Here is a 14,775-nt window from a genome sequence, read left to right as displayed (position 1 = left end):
ACCAATGACGCGTAACGACAAGGCAATTCCGGTACTGGTACTGATGGGTGTGTCCGGGTCGGGGAAGTCCACGGTGGCCGGGATTATCGCCGGCGCCATGGGATGGGACCTGCAGGAGGGTGACGCCCTGCATCCGCCGGCGAATGTCGCGAAGATGGCGTCCGGGCAGCCGTTGACCGACGAGGACCGGTGGCCGTGGCTCGACCTGATCGCGGCCTGGATCAAGGACCACACCGACAAGGGTCTCCCGGGAATCATCACGTGCTCGGCCCTCAAGCGCAGCTATCGTGACGTGCTGCGCGGCGATCAGGTCGTGTTCGTCCATCTCGCCGGATCGAGAGAACAGATCGGGCAGCGACTGACCACCCGGCTCGACCATTTCATGCCGGCTTCGCTCCTCGACACGCAGATTTCGACGCTCGAGCCGATCGAACCGGACGAGAACGCCATCGTCGTCGACGTTGGTGGTTCGCCCACCGAGGTGGCCGCCGACATCATTGCGCAGCTCGAGCGCCGATTGGAGAGCTGAACTTCGGGTACTCGGAATCGAAATCCGGGGGCGAGGTTGGAGGGTGCATGCAGACACGCGGATCGACGGTGTGGCACTGGGACGTCAGTCGGCGAGCGCGGCTGACGTTTCTCTTCGCCCGGACCGTGATCAAGCCGTTGTTCACGGTGTGGCCGACCACGGACCGTGCCCTGCAACTCCTGGCCGTCATCGACGAGTTGACCGACCGGTTGCCCAAGCCGAACGGCCTCGACATCGAGAAGATCACTCTCGGCGGGGTGCCGTGCGAGAAGATCACGCATCCGCGACGCTCCACCGGCGCGCTCGACGGCGCCACCATCGTCTACTTCCACGGCGGCGGCTTTGTATTCTGCGGGCTCGCTACCCACCGCGCCCTGTGCGGACTCCTCGCCGCGCGCACGGGTGTGCCGGTCGTATCGGTGGAATATCGCCAGCTCCCGGAGGCGGCAATCGGAACGTCGCTCGTCGACGCGATGACCGCGTACACCGAAGTTCTGAAGCAGTGTGAGGATCCGACGAGGGTGATCGTCGCCGGAGATTCCGCCGGGGGATACCTCGCCATGAAGGTGGCCGAGGTGGCTGCGCTGCGAAACCTCGTGCCGCCTGCCGCGGTGATCGGCTATTCCCCGTTGCTCAATCTCGATCTCGAGGACCATGATCCCGAGTTCATGAAGCGCGACGCCTATCTGCCGATGTCGCAGGTGGCCAAGCTCAAGGACCGATGGCTGGCCGGTCCGGACGACATTCCCGGCGCGCAATCCCCGGTGAATGCCGACCCGGGACTTTTCCCGCCGGTCTTTCTCACCGCTGCCGAATACGAGCTCATGCGTCCCGATGTGGAGATTCTCACCGACAAGTTCGACCGCGCGGGGCAGGACATCGAGACGCATTTGTGGAGTGGCCAGATCCATGCCTTCCCGGTGATCGGCAAGGCGCTGAAAGAAAGTCGGGTAATCATCGACCTCACCGCCGACTTTGCGGCCCGGGCACTGTCGCGGTCGAGGCAGCGCTCGGCCTGAGCCGAACGCCGCCTCCCATCCGCTACGCGGGGTTGATTACTCGGCGAAGCAACGGTGAGACGGTGACCAGGAGCCCAGCCAGCGCGACCCCGGTGACGAGTACCAGACCCGAATGGAACTGGTGGAAGCCGGTGCCGCTGATGCTGGTCGCGGCATGTGAGCCGGCGGTGACCAGCGCAGTCGTGAGTGCCAGAACGAGTGCGGCACCCACCTGTGCAGAGGTCTGCACCAGTCCCGACGCCAGGCCCTGCTCGGAGTCGTCGACGCCCGACGTGGCCTGGGCCATGATCGACGTGAATCCGAAGGCGAACCCCACCCCCAGCAGAATCACACTGGGCAGGATGGCGAAAACGTAGTTCGGATCGTCACTACCGGCGAAGAGGAACCACAGGTAGCCCAGGCTGAGGGACGTCAGCGCGGCGATGATCATGCGTGCCGTGCCGAAAGCATCGATGAGCCGTCCGACGAACGGCGATCCAAAGGCTACGATCACGCCGGCGGGGAGCAGGCCCAGGGCCATCTCGAGGGGCGACCAGCCCAATACCGACTGCAGGAAAATGGTCATCATGAATTGGAAGCTCAGGTAGGAGCCGAACAGTGCGACGATGCTGAGATTGGCGCGAACGATCGTTCCCACCCGCAGGATACTCAGCCGCACGAGTGGGTGTGCCACCCGCTGCTCCACCACGAAGAACGATGCGAGAAGTGCTGCGGCCAGCGCGAAGGACCCCAGAGTGAGCGGTTCCGACCATCCGCGCGCCGGCGCCGACACGACGGTGTACACGGTGAGCAACATCCCGGACACCAGTGTTGCTGCTCCGACCACGTCGTGCCCGCCCGTGTCGGCGGCTCGATCGCGCGGAATCAGGATGGTTCCGGCAACCAGCGCGAGAACTGCGAACGGCACGGGCATGAGGAAGGTCCAACGCCAGCCGGCGCTGGTCAGGAGGCCACCCAGGATCAGCCCGGACGAGTAGCCGCTTGCTCCGAACACCGAGAAGATCGACAACGCCCGGTTGCGCGCCGGGCCTTCCTTGAACGTCGTCGTGAGAATCGACATCGCGGTCGGCGCGGTGAACGCCGCGGCCAGTCCCTTGACGAAGCGGCTGGCGATGAGCAGCGTGCCGTTGTCGACGAGACCGCCGACCAGGGACGCGACGGCGAACACGGTGAGGGCGATCAGGAACACCCGACGCCGCCCGAGCAGGTCGGCGGTGCGGCCACCAAGTAACAGCAGTCCGCCGAATCCCAGGACGTAGCCGTTGATAATCCATTGCAGCGAGGTGGTCGACAGTCCTAGTTCAGTGCCGATGGAGGGCAGCGCGACGCCCACCATCGACACGTCCAGACCGTCGAGAAACATTACGAGGCACAGCACGGCGAGGATGCCCCAGAGGCGGGGAGTCCAGGTCTGCTCGGTCGGCGAGGTGGTCTCGAGGATAGTCACAGAAGGGAATGTAGATGCACATGCAATCAATGCGCAAGCACTAATTTCGTCCGCATTTAATTCCTTTGCATCTAATTCGGTCGCGCGCTAGGATGCGGACATGGGATCGAATGCAGACCTGCGCGACACGTGGAGGCTGCTTGCAAGCAGGTACAACGACATAGCCTGCGAGTTGGACCGTGAGATGCAACACGCTCACAGCTTGAGCATGAGTGATTTCGAGACGCTCGACCGCCTCATGGATGCCACCTGTGACCGGCCGCGCATGCAGGACCTGGCCGCAGAGATGTACCTCAGCCCCAGCGCGTTGTCCCGCAGCGTGGCCAGACTCGAGAAAGCCGGCCTCGTCGCCCGTTCCTTGTGTGAAGCAGATCGGAGGGGCGTGTTCGTGGACGTCACCGAACACGGGCGGCAGGTGCACGCCGACGCCAAGAAGATTCAGTTGGCCGTTCTCAACGAAAAGCTCTCGGACGCAACCTGACCGTCAGGTGAGTGACGTCGGAGTGAGGTAGTCGTCGGAGGGGAATTCGCCGTCCACCACGGCGGTGACAACCGTGTTTTCGAGAGTGATGGCCCCGCCGTGATTGTCGAGAAACGCGGTGTCGGCGGCGTCGCGACCCGTCGCGATCCGCATCAAAGATTCACGCGGGGCGAGTTGCGTTGCGTCGACCACCCGCCATTGCTCGTCGACGAACGCCTCGACGACAGCATGAAAATCCATCGGATTACACCCCGGTGCGTACACCGCCACGAGGCGGGCAGGAATGGTGACGGCGCGCAGAAGCGCCACGGTGAGGTGTGCGAAGTCACGGCATACCCCAGCGCCGGAAAGCATGGTGTCTACCGCGCTGTCGGTGGATCTGCTCGATCCACCCTGGTAAAGCAACCGTGACCCGACCCAGTTCGTGATGTCCTGCACGAGTTCGGCCTTCGGCTTGGATAGATCGAACTCGCCGCCGGTGAATCCGAAGAACTTGTCCGCCTCGGCATATCGACTGGGCCGCAGATACTTCGAGATGTCGTAGTCGGTGACCGGAGGCGGATCGCCCTTGCCCGCAACCGAAGCCGAGTACTCGACGCGCAGTGATCCCGGCGCTACCTCGAGCAGGTGCACGCGAGTACCGTGCTCTGCCAGGATCTCCCGTGCGTCGATCCGGTCGCCGTCGAGAGTGAACGTCAGCGACTCCGACAATTCGGAGGCCGGATTCCGCGCCACCGCAATCTTGAACTCGAGACTGGTGGCGTCGGTGACCTCGATGTCGAGAGTGGCGGAGACGTGACGTTTCATCAGCCCATCCTGACATCCCCCGAACAGGTGTGCAGTGCACCCCTGCCGCGGACGCGCGCGGTCAGCTCTGAACGCGGGGACGCAACCAGTTCACCAGGTCGTCGAGAACCTCTTCGTTCTCAGGTTCGTTGTACACCTCGTGGTAGAGGTTTTCGTAGATCTCGACCGTCAGATCCGGGGAACCGGCGTACTCGGCAATCAGTTCGGTACCACGGACGCTGGCGAGTCCGTCCTCCTTGCCGTGCTGGAGCAGGAGCGGGACAGTCAACGATGGCAGCCGCTCGGGCAGCTTCTCCGCGGTGACGATCATGCCGCGGGCGATGCCGGCAGGAACCTTCCCGTGATGCACCAGCGGATCATCCTCGTAGGCCGACACGACAGCCGGATTGCGGGAAATGAGTTTCGCGTCGAGTGACTCCACCGGCAGCCCGGGAAGGAACCGGCCCATGAGCTTGCCTATCTCGACGACCACCCGCGGCGTCCCACTGGTGATGTCGACGGCGGGCGCCGACAGCATCAAAGCCTTCAAGTCCTGCTGATGATCGAGCGCGTAGGACAGGGCGATGGCACCCCCCATGCTGTGGCCCAGGAGAAAACGATCGGTGCCGGGCCAGTCGGTGGATGCAATACCGAACAACTGGTGCAGGTCGTCGGTGAACTCGGTCCAATCTCGCAGGTGAACTCGCTTGCCGCCCGATCGTCCGTGGCCACGATGATCGGGAGTGTAGATCGCGAGGTCGAGTTCGCCGAGCCTCTCGATCACGTGGTCGTAGCGCCGGGCATGCTCGCCGAATCCGTGGCAGAGGACCAGCACGCCGCGGGGGCGACGGTCCGGGAGCCACACGTCGTAGGCGATGCGGACTCCACCGACACCGGCGAAGGATGATTCTCGATGGTGCATGACGCCCCTTCGTTGTCCCAGTTCGACGACTCAGATCATCGCACGGTAAGGGGGCTCGGCAAGGCGTGAATCACGGGACGCGCGGGATCATTTCTCGAAGGGTTTCCCTTTCGGGCCCTTCGACAAGAGGTCGATGACACTGGTCGAGGTGCGCCGTCGCAGCCAACCGCGCGGACCGTCCGCACTCAGCGCGGCGTGGGCGGCATTCAGCCCGCAGACGCCGTGGACGCCACCGCCCGGGTGAGCTGAGGAACTGCCCAGGTAGAGACCGCTGATCGGCGTCTCTGCGCGGGCATTGCCCGGTCCTGGCCGAAACACCAGCTGCTGGTGGAGCTGCGCAGTCCCGCCGTTCACGGCGCCCCCGACGAGGTTGGCATTGGACGCCTCCAAATCGGAGGGTCGCTGGACGACGCGCCCGACGACGATGTCCTTGAACCCGGGCGCGTGCGCCTCGAGCACGTCGTCCACCCGCTGTGCCAGCAATTCGGCGGACGCGTCGTCGCTGACGCCGCGCGGAAGATGCGTGTATGCCCACGCACTTTCGGTGCCCTCGGGTGATCTCGTCGGATCCGAGGTGGTCATCTGACCGAACAGCAGGAACGGAGTCTCGGGGACGGTTCCGGTGGTCAGATCGGCCATCCAATGCACGAGTCCGTCGTCGCCGGCCCCGAGATGGACGGTGCCCGCCCCGGCAAGGCTGGCGGAACGCCACGGAATCTTGTGCGAGAGCGCATAATTCACCTTGACAACCGGTGTGTCCCATTCGAAGTGCCGTAGATCGTCGCGCAGCCGGGACGAGACTGCGGCGTCCGGGAGCAGCGAGCCGTAGAGGGCCGGTGCCGAGACATCGGCGACCACGGCCCGGCGCGCGAGGAAATGTGCACCCGACGCCGTTCGCACGCCGACGGCGCGCCCGGCACGCACGTCGATGGCGGTGACCGCATCGTTGTAGTGATACTGCGCGCCGGCGCGTTCTCCTCGCCGCACCATGGCGGCTGCCAGCTCACCCGCCCCACCCATCGGCACGGGGTAGCCGTGGTCCTGGGCGAGCATCGTCAGGATGTAACCCATGACGCCGCTGCCGGCGGAGTCGGGCGGAACGTCGGCGTGCATCGCGTTGCCGAGCAGCAGCACGCGGGCAGCCTCGCTGCGGAACAGCTCGTGGGCCATCCGCCGGGCAGGAAGCAGGAGGAATCGAGCCAGCCGCAGAGTATCCGCGGTGCCCAGTTGCCGCAGCAGGCGACCCGGGCCCCGCACGGGCGGGAACGGGCTGAACAAGGTGTTGATCAACGGGTCCTTGATGTCGTGCCATTGCTCGACCAGCTGCATCCACGCGTCACCGTCACCGGGCTGCCTGCGTTCGAGATCCGCGGCGGTGTCCGCGGGATCCGGATGGATGACGGGCGCATCCTCGTCGTCTGCCGACCGGGCGTGTCCGAGGGCTTTGGGTGCGTAACTCCACCGCAGCCCGTGCGCTTCGAGGTCGAGCCCGCGGATCGCAGGGGAGACCTCAGACAGCGGATAGAAGGCGCTGAACAGGTCGGAACAGTATCCGGGCACGAGCTCCGCGGATCGCACGGCGCCACCAGCTGTGGGCTGTGCCTCGACAACTGCGACATCCCACCCTGCGTCCGCCAGAGTCGCGGCAGCGACGAGGCCGTTGGGGCCGGATCCGATGACCACTGCGTCGACGTTGTTCACTCTCTCAGCCTGACAGAAAACCCGGTAGGCCGCAGCCTGCCCGTCGAATGGCTATGGCTGGGCGGTGTTTTCGCGGTGCCCCGTCACGAAGCGGCCGCCGGCGTGAACTGGACGGGCAGGTGTTTCAGGCCGTTGATGAAGTTGGATCGCAGTCGCTGGGCGGGCTCGGTCTGCTCCATGTCGGGCATACGACGCAGAATTTCGGCGAGCATCACCTTCATCTCGGCCCGTGCGAGGTTGGCGCCGAGACAGAAGTGGTGACCGCCGCCGCCGAACGCAACGTGGTGGTTGGGGGAGCGGTCGATGTCGAACGCATAGGGGTCATCGAATACCGCTTCGTCGCGATTGCCGGACATGTGCCAGATCACCACTCGATCACCCTCGGCAATCTCCACACCACCGAGCACGGTGTCGGTGGTCGCGGTGCGCCGGAACTGCATGACCGGGGTGGCCCAGCGCAGACCCTCCTCGATGAGGGAGTCGAGCTTGGCCGGATCGTCGAGCACCTTCCGGCGCTCGTCGGGGTGTTCCATCAGGGCCAACTGCGTGTGCGAGATGGCGTTGCGGGTGGTCTCGTTGCCGGCGACCGCGAGCAGCATGAAGAACATGTTGAAATCGAGTTCGCTGAGTTTCTCACCGTGGACATCGGCCTTGATCAACGCGGTCGCGATGTCGTCGCGCGGATGCTGCTGACGGTCCTCGAACATCGACTGGCTGTACGCGAACATCTGAGCGGCGGCGTCGCGCTCCTGACCTTCCTCACCGTGGAACTCCGGGTCGCTCGAACCGATCATCTGGTTGGTCAGGTCGAAGATGAGCTTACGATCCTCCTGCGGTACACCCAGGAAGTCGGCGATGGCCTGCAACGGAAGTTCTGACGCCACATCGACGACGAAGTCGCATTCGCCCCGTTCGATCACCGCATCGACGATCGTGGTGGCCCGGCGCGCGAGGATGTCGTGGAGTTCACCGATCCGCCGCGGTGTGAAGCCCTTGCTGACGATTTTGCGCAACGCCGTGTGGTCGGGCGGATCCATGTTCAGCATCATCAACTGCTGGCCGGCCAGATCTGCGGGGTCGAGGTCGTCGATGTAGGTGGCGCCTCGCCAGGACGAGTAGGTGGTGGCGTCCCGGTTCACGGCCACGATGTCTGCGTGGCGGGTGACGCACCAGAACGGCTGGCCGCTGTGGTCGTAATGCCGATAGATCGGTGCATCTCGGCGAAGCGCGGCGAACATCTCGTGCGGCACGCCGTTCACATACGTGTCTGGGTCGTATAGATCCACGTCGTCGAGCTGCACGGTACCTCCTGAGCCTCCCCATCGAGAATACGTTCTAGTTCGGGAGGATGGGGCGGCATGAGCGTACGCATGCAAAAACGACCCCGGAGATTGAAATCTCCGGGGTCGTTCTCTGTGGTAGCGGGGACAGGATTTGAACCTGCGACCTCTGGGTTATGAGCCCAGCGAGCTACCGAGCTGCTCCACCCCGCGTTGCATTTCCTACTGTACACGCTCTCCGGACCACCCTTGACCATCCTCGGGGAGGGGTGGATCACAGCAGCCGAAACTGCACCATTTCGATGGCGTTCTCGATGGCTTCGGACACCACCCTGGTCCGTTCGTCGGCGCCGGCAGCGGCGAGAATTTCGAGGCGATCGGCGTCGCCCATCGGGATGTAGGTGGCCAGCTCGTAGAGCCGCGCCCCCAGGTCACCTCGGAAACCGCTGACCACGGGAACCTCGGGTGGGACGTTGTCGGTGGCGACCGCCAGCCGCCGCAACAGGCCGTACAGGAACTCGAGTCGCTCGACGAGGGCCGGAAATTCGTAGTCGGCGGTCTGTGTGCCGGTGTTCTCGTCTGGCCACAGATCGACCTCGGCGATCGGATAAGGATTGTCGGGCAGCCACTTCGACACCTTGATGCGATCTTCGGTCCGGCAGAACAGCTCGTAACGTCCGTCGCCGACAGCGGCATGGGATTCGATGCGGGCGATGGTCCCGACATCATGGCGGACGTCACCACCACCCACCTCGTGGCCGCGGGCGATCAGGACGACACCGAAGCGGGGGCCGTCAGGTGAGGCGAGGCAGTCGCGAACCAACTCCTGGTACCGCGGTTCGAAGACGTGCAACGGCAGCTGCTGGCCGGGCAGCATCGCCGATCCCAGCGGGAACATGGGGAGCAGTGGCATCAGGGGATTCGCAATCGGGGGACGGGCGTCGCCGGCAACGGGTCGACGCGATCGATCTCATCTATGAGGTGCTCGGACCACATCAGCAGTCCGGAGATGTCGAGGCCGTGCGGTGCCTCGACCTCGTAATGCCGGATACGGTCGTGACCTTGGCGCAGAAGTGAGCGGGCGCCGGTCTTGTTGCCGCGCATCAGATGCGTCAATCCGACGGCGAGCTGCGCGAGTCCTTGCCACAGTTCCCGCTCATCCTCGGGCGCGATCTTCCACGTGCCTTCCAGAACTTCATGGGCGTGGAAGGGCATGCCGTGGTCCAGTAGGCGTTGCGCTTCGGTGATCGACTCGTCGGGTGGTAACCGCAAGTCATCCGGGATTCGGGGCACACCCTCGGCGTCGTGCGGCAGCGGGCGGCCGAGTTCGTCGCGGGGGCGCGCATTGACGGGTTTGCCTGTTCCGTCCCTGTCCCGATCGGCCATGCGACCAGAGTAACGCTCAGCGCCGTCTCGGCGAAGGTGCGACCAGGGCAGTGCCCAGACGTTTCCCGAGCTCTTCGTGGACGGTCTGAACGGTCGCCGATTGCAGATGGACGCGGTGATCCTGGTGGTAGAGGTATCGTCCGTCGGCTTCCACATCGATCCACGTCAGTTCACCGAGCACCGGCTCGTCGAGCTCCCGGCGTGGTCCCCGGATGCAGATGTATCCGATTCCCTTCCGTGGTCGAGTGACCAGTCGCCTCAGTAATGCGCCGTCCGAAGCCTGAGCATGCTGCAGCACCGAGGAGCGGTGGCCACCGGTATCGAGGTCGTCGGGGTGTGCCGTCAGCGAGGGGGTTCGTCCGGGTGCGCAGTCGGGAAGATCGAGCAGCAACCGGGTAGTGAGCCAGTCGAGATTTGCGCTGTCCGTGGCGGTGTTCAAGTCGAGTCGTATGTCTCCGCGCCCGGGAGAACCTCGCAACTGTTCGGCGACGACCGCAACCCGGCCACGGATGCTGCCCCTCCGCCGCACCCCAGAGTCGGCTTCGGCGGAGGGGACGACGACGGTAACCGACATATCAGGGTTCCGTAGGGCGGCTATCGCGGCGTCGAGCTCCGGCTCGCGGAGGGCGAGCCGCCACTCTTTCAGTTCGCCCTGTTGGCGGGCGTACCCGTCCGCGGTCGCAGCGGCCGAACGATACAACAACGGGTACGGCATTCTATCGAGATTCGTTGCCTCCCAGAGAGACATGAACTGCGCCGAGGACAGCTGCCAGTTCATGCGCCGATGACCGGTGGGGCTACGGGATCGAGTTTGCCGATCAATTCGTTGCCGTTGTCGACGTTGATCAGGTAGCTGGGGGTTTGGTGTTCGGTGTCACCATCACCGTTGCCGCCTACCCTTCCGGGGGCACCCATCATGCCTGGACCCATGCCCATTCCGGGTCGGCTCATGCTCGGCTTCACCGGTGTCGCGGCAGCTGCGGCGGCCGCCGCACCAGCTCCTGCCGCTGCACCACCAGGGGGTATCGGGCTTCCCGATACCACTGAGCTTCCCTGTGATTCGCTGTCCCGCTTGTCATTGCGCTTGCGGGTGCTCGATCCGCCAGCGCCACTGCCACCACTACCCGCGCCGGAGCTGCTCGACCGCGAACCTCCGCCGTAGCCGCCGACACCGCCGGAACCTGCGGTACCACCCACACCTGAACCGGCCGCCCCGGCGTTCTGGCTGTTCGCGGCGGTAGTCGGGGCCGCAGTACCTGCTGATCCGGATCCAGTGCCTCCGCCCTGTCCGGCCCCCTCGGCACTGGCGGCAGACGTGGCCGCCGGGTCATGGGCGTTGGGTTGTCCGTCCGTCGCGGCATCACCGTTCGCGGGGGAATCGCCGGTGCCGGACGCGAACCCCCCGTCGCCGTTCAGCACAGATCGGTCAGTCGCACCCGTCGAACCCGCGCCGTCCACGCCGAGGATTCGCGCACCGTCAGCAGCTGCGCCTGATGGGGAGTGCGGCGCAGGAAGCACCGGCACGTTCGTGCCTACGTCCTGATAGTTGGGGACGTAAATGTTCTGCAGCTTGCGTACAGCTTCTTCGCGCGCCGCTTCCCGTGCTTCTTCCTGGGTAGCCGCCACAGTTGGTGTCAACGGAAGAAGGCTGAGAGGTTGGTCGGACGTCGGTGCCGGAATCGAGTTCTTCACGTCCTGCGCGGCGCTGCTCAGAATGTCGAGCTTCACCCCTATTGCCTGCACGCCCGCGGTGAGTTTGTCGCTCGCGCCCGCGAGGGTCTCTGTCGCAGCAAGGGCGGCGTCGGCGGCTGCGCCCTCCCACTTCTCGGCAATCGTGCTTCTGAGAAGCGCAAAGCCGAACCCGATAGGCAGAGAGCTGACGATCGCGTGGCAAGCCTGCGCGAGATCGCCAATGACGCTCGGATCCATCTCCCTCGTCTTCGCGTACATCTCCGCGTGCTGCCAACCCTCGAAGCTCTCCATCATGGTGATGTACGGGGGATCGATCTCATCCGACCCAAGCTGATCCGCCGAATGCTGCAGCTTGGTGCGGTGCTCCGCCCCTGGACCCGACGGCAAGAGAACATCGAAAAGGGAAGCGAGCGGATCCTGCGGCGCCATCGGTCAGTCCCCCTTCGGGATGAACGGCTCAAAGATCCGGGCGGTGTCCTCGAGGCCTGTGCACCACCCGGATTCGGGTGTCGCACCGGGGTGATCTGAGAAGATACTCCGCGTGAAACCTAGTACGCCGTATGAGGTCTCGATGCTCAACTCGCAGTAATCGGTCACCGTACTGTCGAAGATTAGTAGCGCACTTCGGCCATTGATATCGATGGGTGCGGCGTGGCCACGCTTCTTCTCTTCTTCCTCGGCGAAGGTGATGTTGCCCGAGAGAACGTTCATGCCGTAGTAGAAGCCCTCAGGCTTGCGAAAGCTGTCATAGCTACAGCCCAAGAAGGTATACGAGTCAGGTGTGAAGTCGGCGTTCTTCTTACTTTTAGGGTCGTACCCGGCTGCGGTCAACGTCGCATCGGATAGATCTAGGCAGGGATCAAAGACGACCTGAGGCCTGTCGGACTGATCCACATGCCGGGGTACCCGCATCGTTGAAGTGGGCATATCGACCGGATCGGAATCGCCGCTCGCGGATTCGGTGCCACATCCGCCCAGCAGGACAGTGAGGGCCGCGGCTCCGCAGAGTGCCTTGCGTATCATTGGTCGGCTCCAGTTCGAATGCCTGCGAGCGCGAGACTGATCGCGCTATCCGTGTCGGCGAACGCTTCACCCCCCGCTGTGAATGTGTCACGCATCGTGAGGATGACATCGCGAAACTCCCTGAGGCGCTCACGGACCGAACCTGAGCCATCTCCACCGTTGAACTTCTCGTCGTAGCGAGCCTGAAGCTGTTGAGCGGAGTCGAATCCTCCGAAGCCCGAAACAAACCTCAACTGGTCGGCGTTCTTGATCGCCTGGTCCACCTGCGAGACCATTGCGTTGCAGATACCCACACATCTTTCGATCGCGTCATCTTCCAGACGCAGTGTGTTGCTCATTCCCCATCCCCCTGCTCGACTGGACCCCCACGGTCGCGTGCGGTGATGCTACCGCACACGTGTGTTGGGGTCGGATTGCAAATCTTGCTGATGTTCAGGCCGCGTGAAGGTAGTGGATGATGAGGCGCTCGACCGGTGAGGTGACCTCGGTTCCGCGGATTCGTAAGGGCCTGGGCAGTGGGGGTGCCGTTGACCGGTATCGGTGTCCTGTGGGCGTGCGCAGTTCGATTTCGTGTGCCTTGCCGGGTTGCTGGTGCGCACTGGCGTTCCACCCGACCCCCTGCTTGGCGTAGTTGCACGCAGCACAAAGCCCGGCACCGTTGTGTGCGGTGGTGGGGCCTCCGGTATGCCGGGACTGGATGTGGTCGTGGTGTCGTATCGGCGCGTCACACCATGGTGTTCGACAAGTTTTGTCGCGGAGATCGATCAGCCTGGCCAGGCCCGTCGGGAAGCACCGTGCCTGCGACTCCGTGGCGGTCAAGGCACCCGACTGCGGGTTGGCATACACCCGTCGCAACAAGGCTCCCGACTCGGACTCGGCGCTGGCGGCGTCCGAAACCCATTGCCTGGCAAGCGCTGCGGGAACAGGGCCGTACCCTTGCACGTGAGCGGGTTCGCATCCGCCACCGAGAAGGGCTTGGTCGGAGATAACCAGGTTCACTGTGATGACGGGCCGTTCGGCAGCGGCGGTGCTACCGGTGACGCGGGAGACCAGGAGGTCGGCCATGATCTGCGACCTGGTTCGCGCATCGCCTGCGGCCAGGATCGCGTCGGCATCGCGGGCGAGGGTGGCATGTACGGCTACTCCCTGCGCCACTGGCAGGAGGGCGCTGACGTACGCCATGGTGTCGGGTGCCGGTCGTGAGGTGACCCGCCGATCGGAGACGGCCTTCCGCGCTCGACGAACTACCGCCTCCGCATCGATCCGCGCGGCGGCAGCCCGGACCTTGGCGCACACGGCCTGGTCGCCGAGTCCGTCGAGCGTCGAGGAATCGGCACAGAGTAGGAAGTCGAGGGCAGTGCGATCTTCCCGCGTGAGACAGGCGGTTTCGCGGACGAGGATGGTGGCCCGCCACTCACTGAGGATTCCCTGCTCGAGCAGTCTGAGGGTGCGAGGCATCTCGTGGACCAGCGCGGTGGCCATTCCGAGATGGCGCCCACCGCGAAAGGGGGAGTCGCGCCGCGCCAACGCCACCTGGTTGGCGATGCCCCGCCCTTGCTGATTTCTGGGCACGCCCTGATCGGCGCGAGACGCGCGAATGGAGGCATCGAGGTCGGCCGTCACCCGGGCCTGTGCCCCCGCGCATGCGGCCTTCAGTTCTTCTAATGTGCGGAGTAGGTCGATTCGCGCAGCATCATCGATATCGCTGCCCAGATCCGGCAACTCGGCCAGAAATGTAGACACTGCTGCTGAATCCACCGAAAGCCCCCACCGTCGAATCCCCCGAATCGAACTTATGTTCGATGTTACTCGCCGGGCGAGGCAAGGGCAAGAGTCAGTTCGCTCCCACCATGCGCATGGCAAGGTCTGCGTAGAGGTCGGCTACTACATGGGGTTCGGTATAGGCGCCGGCCGGAAACCATCGGCAGATGTCGACGCACAGGGACATGAGGGCGAGGGTGACGCCTTCGCCGTCCGGAACGGTGAACTCACCGGTGGCGGCGCCGGCATCGACGACGGCCCGGACGATGCGGGTGATGTCGCGCCGAAGCTTGACGACGTCGCGATAGTGCTCGGGGGTGAGTGCGTTGAGTTCGTACTGGACGACACGTGCCTGGGCGTGATGGGTGGCCTGCCAGCTGGCGAAGGCTCCGATCAGCGCCTTCAGTCGGGTCGACGGCGGCTCGTCCGGTAGATCGGCGCCGGTCACGACGTCGAGGGCCGCGGTGTGTCCCTCGTAGCTGATGGCGAAGAGCAGTTCTTCTTTGGACCGGTAGTGCGGGTACATGGCTGCCGGGCTCATGTCGAGCCGGGCCGCGATCTCGCGGGTAGTGGTTCCGCCGTACCCGTTGGTGGCGAAGGCGTCGACAGCAGCAGCGCGGATGCGCGCGGCAGCCTTGGAGGGGCTGATCACCTGACTCGGTGATTCGCTCATGACTCTCTCCATCCTCGGCTCTGCGGCGGTTGACAATACCGTGTCGCAGTATCACTATAAGCAAGCGCTTAGAAA

The 14,775-nt window shown here is 64.5% G+C and carries 16 protein-coding genes and 1 tRNA gene; 3 read left to right on the top strand and 14 right to left on the bottom strand.

Annotated features, from left to right (window positions below):
* The first annotated feature begins 4 nt into the window (after nt 1–4).
* Both CBI38_RS27135 and CBI38_RS27130 read left to right on the top strand, forming a co-directional pair.
* Nucleotides 5–529 carry a gluconokinase gene (locus tag CBI38_RS27135; protein WP_109333807.1) on the top strand — a complete coding sequence of 175 codons (525 nt, stop codon included), beginning with the start codon at nt 5–7 and terminating at the stop codon, nt 527–529.
* 47 nt (nt 530–576) lie between these two features.
* Nucleotides 577–1,548 (top strand): alpha/beta hydrolase, encoded by a 972-nt coding sequence (locus CBI38_RS27130; protein ID WP_109333805.1) that lies wholly within the window; start codon nt 577–579, stop codon nt 1,546–1,548.
* Nucleotides 1,549–1,570: 22 nt separating this feature from the next.
* Here the strand turns inward: CBI38_RS27130 and CBI38_RS27125 are convergent, their stop codons facing one another.
* Complete coding sequence (locus tag CBI38_RS27125) at nt 1,571–2,995, bottom strand: MFS transporter (RefSeq protein ID WP_109333803.1); 1,425 nt, start codon at nt 2,993–2,995, stop codon at nt 1,571–1,573.
* A 100-nt stretch (nt 2,996–3,095) separates the two neighbouring features.
* Between CBI38_RS27125 and CBI38_RS27120 the strand changes: the two genes are divergently transcribed.
* Nucleotides 3,096–3,476, top strand: a complete 381-nt coding sequence (locus CBI38_RS27120) for a MarR family winged helix-turn-helix transcriptional regulator (protein ID WP_109333801.1) — start codon at nt 3,096–3,098, stop codon at nt 3,474–3,476.
* Between the two features lie 3 nt (nt 3,477–3,479).
* Here CBI38_RS27120 and CBI38_RS27115 read toward each other — a convergent pair whose 3' ends face one another.
* From CBI38_RS27115 to CBI38_RS27055, 13 genes are all read right to left on the bottom strand, one after another.
* A complete protein-coding gene (locus CBI38_RS27115) occupies nt 3,480–4,283 on the bottom strand; it encodes a transglutaminase-like domain-containing protein (protein ID WP_109333799.1) in 804 nt (267 codons plus the stop codon).
* Nucleotides 4,284–4,344: 61 nt separating this feature from the next.
* Entirely contained in the window at nt 4,345–5,184 is an 840-nt protein-coding gene (locus CBI38_RS27110; protein WP_109333797.1) for an alpha/beta hydrolase, read from the bottom strand.
* 87 nt (nt 5,185–5,271) lie between these two features.
* Nucleotides 5,272–6,885 carry a phytoene desaturase family protein gene (locus CBI38_RS27105; protein WP_109333795.1) on the bottom strand — a complete coding sequence of 538 codons (1,614 nt, stop codon included), beginning with the start codon at nt 6,883–6,885 and terminating at the stop codon, nt 5,272–5,274.
* 83 nt (nt 6,886–6,968) lie between these two features.
* Complete coding sequence (locus CBI38_RS27100; protein WP_109333793.1) at nt 6,969–8,186, bottom strand: cytochrome P450; 1,218 nt, start codon at nt 8,184–8,186, stop codon at nt 6,969–6,971.
* A 115-nt stretch (nt 8,187–8,301) separates the two neighbouring features.
* Nucleotides 8,302–8,378: transfer RNA gene (locus tag CBI38_RS27095), tRNA-Met, on the bottom strand.
* Between the two features lie 61 nt (nt 8,379–8,439).
* Nucleotides 8,440–9,078 carry an LON peptidase substrate-binding domain-containing protein gene (locus tag CBI38_RS27090; protein ID WP_109333791.1) on the bottom strand — a complete coding sequence of 213 codons (639 nt, stop codon included), beginning with the start codon at nt 9,076–9,078 and terminating at the stop codon, nt 8,440–8,442.
* Nucleotides 9,078–9,551 carry a DUF309 domain-containing protein gene (locus CBI38_RS27085; protein ID WP_109333790.1) on the bottom strand — a complete coding sequence of 158 codons (474 nt, stop codon included), beginning with the start codon at nt 9,549–9,551 and terminating at the stop codon, nt 9,078–9,080. Before CBI38_RS27085 ends, CBI38_RS27090 begins: the two co-directional genes overlap by 1 nt.
* A 16-nt stretch (nt 9,552–9,567) precedes the next feature.
* Nucleotides 9,568–10,299: an ESX secretion-associated protein EspG gene (locus CBI38_RS27080; protein WP_257792493.1), complete on the bottom strand. Its 732-nt coding sequence runs from the start codon at nt 10,297–10,299 to the stop codon at nt 9,568–9,570.
* 26 nt (nt 10,300–10,325) lie between these two features.
* Nucleotides 10,326–11,672: a hypothetical protein gene (locus tag CBI38_RS27075; protein ID WP_109333786.1), complete on the bottom strand. Its 1,347-nt coding sequence runs from the start codon at nt 11,670–11,672 to the stop codon at nt 10,326–10,328.
* A 3-nt stretch (nt 11,673–11,675) separates the two neighbouring features.
* Entirely contained in the window at nt 11,676–12,266 is a 591-nt protein-coding gene (locus CBI38_RS27070; RefSeq protein ID WP_109333784.1) for a DUF3558 domain-containing protein, read from the bottom strand.
* Complete coding sequence (locus tag CBI38_RS27065; protein ID WP_109333782.1) at nt 12,263–12,604, bottom strand: hypothetical protein; 342 nt, start codon at nt 12,602–12,604, stop codon at nt 12,263–12,265. Before CBI38_RS27065 ends, CBI38_RS27070 begins: the two co-directional genes overlap by 4 nt.
* 94 nt (nt 12,605–12,698) lie before the next feature.
* Nucleotides 12,699–14,024, bottom strand: coding sequence for an HNH endonuclease signature motif containing protein (locus CBI38_RS27060; RefSeq protein ID WP_109333780.1), 1,326 nt, complete (start codon nt 14,022–14,024; stop codon nt 12,699–12,701).
* A 76-nt stretch (nt 14,025–14,100) separates the two neighbouring features.
* Nucleotides 14,101–14,700, bottom strand: a complete 600-nt coding sequence (locus CBI38_RS27055) for a TetR/AcrR family transcriptional regulator (RefSeq protein WP_204164831.1) — start codon at nt 14,698–14,700, stop codon at nt 14,101–14,103.
* Between the last annotated feature and the right edge of the window lie 75 nt (nt 14,701–14,775).

Source organism: Rhodococcus oxybenzonivorans (assembly GCF_003130705.1).
In the GTDB taxonomy this organism is placed as follows: domain Bacteria; phylum Actinomycetota; class Actinomycetes; order Mycobacteriales; family Mycobacteriaceae; genus Rhodococcus_F; species Rhodococcus_F oxybenzonivorans.
This window is presented reverse-complemented; position numbering and strand designations above follow the sequence as displayed.

Coding starts and splice junctions, on each gene's coding strand:
- CBI38_RS27055 (WP_204164831.1), bottom strand. CDS start 14,700: ATGAGCGAATCACCGAGTCAGGTGATCAGCCCCTCCAAGGCTGCCGCG.
- CBI38_RS27135 (WP_109333807.1), top strand. CDS start 5: ATGACGCGTAACGACAAGGCAATTCCGGTACTGGTACTGATGGGTGTG.
- CBI38_RS27085 (WP_109333790.1), bottom strand. CDS start 9,551: ATGGCCGATCGGGACAGGGACGGAACAGGCAAACCCGTCAATGCGCGC.
- CBI38_RS27130 (WP_109333805.1), top strand. CDS start 577: ATGCAGACACGCGGATCGACGGTGTGGCACTGGGACGTCAGTCGGCGA.
- CBI38_RS27115 (WP_109333799.1), bottom strand. CDS start 4,283: ATGAAACGTCACGTCTCCGCCACTCTCGACATCGAGGTCACCGACGCC.
- CBI38_RS27120 (WP_109333801.1), top strand. CDS start 3,096: ATGGGATCGAATGCAGACCTGCGCGACACGTGGAGGCTGCTTGCAAGC.
- CBI38_RS27070 (WP_109333784.1), bottom strand. CDS start 12,266: ATGATACGCAAGGCACTCTGCGGAGCCGCGGCCCTCACTGTCCTGCTG.
- CBI38_RS27075 (WP_109333786.1), bottom strand. CDS start 11,672: ATGGCGCCGCAGGATCCGCTCGCTTCCCTTTTCGATGTTCTCTTGCCG.
- CBI38_RS27080 (WP_257792493.1), bottom strand. CDS start 10,299: ATGTCTCTCTGGGAGGCAACGAATCTCGATAGAATGCCGTACCCGTTG.
- CBI38_RS27090 (WP_109333791.1), bottom strand. CDS start 9,078: ATGCCACTGCTCCCCATGTTCCCGCTGGGATCGGCGATGCTGCCCGGC.
- CBI38_RS27110 (WP_109333797.1), bottom strand. CDS start 5,184: ATGCACCATCGAGAATCATCCTTCGCCGGTGTCGGTGGAGTCCGCATC.
- CBI38_RS27065 (WP_109333782.1), bottom strand. CDS start 12,604: ATGAGCAACACACTGCGTCTGGAAGATGACGCGATCGAAAGATGTGTG.